This window comes from Streptomyces sp. URMC 126 (genome assembly GCF_051386555.1).
Lineage (GTDB): Bacteria > Actinomycetota > Actinomycetes > Streptomycetales > Streptomycetaceae > Streptomyces.
This window is the reverse complement of record NZ_JBPQTX010000734.1, coordinates 1-321: the sequence shown is the minus strand read 5'-3', so window position 1 is coordinate 321 and position 321 is coordinate 1. Positions and strand designations below refer to the sequence as shown.

Annotated in this window: 1 protein-coding gene; it reads left to right on the top strand. The window is 66.4% G+C overall.

The features are described from left to right. The coding region (locus ACSNOK_RS33675; RefSeq protein ID WP_436784564.1) for a DUF932 domain-containing protein at positions 1 to 309 on the top strand (309 nt) is incomplete at its 5' end. Positions 310 to 321: the final 12 nt, after the last annotated feature.

The window sequence follows — 321 nt, the reverse complement described above, 5'->3', positions numbered from 1 at the left end:
ACGCTGGACGCCGGTGAATCGGAAGTGTTCGCCCGCGCCGCGCTGGCCCTCAAGTACGACGACCCGACCAAGCCCGCACCGATCTCGGAATCACAAATCCTGATGCCGCGCCGCTTCGACGACCGCCGCCCCGACCTGTGGAGCGTGTTCAACCGCACGCAAGAGAACCTCACCAAGGGTGGACTGCATGGGCGCAGCGCCAACGGACGCCGCCAGCAAACCCGCCCCGTGCAAGGCATTGATTCCGACATCCGCCTCAATCGCGCCCTGTGGCTGCTGGCCGATGGCATGCGCGCCCTCAAAGCCTGACCCCTTCCTGAG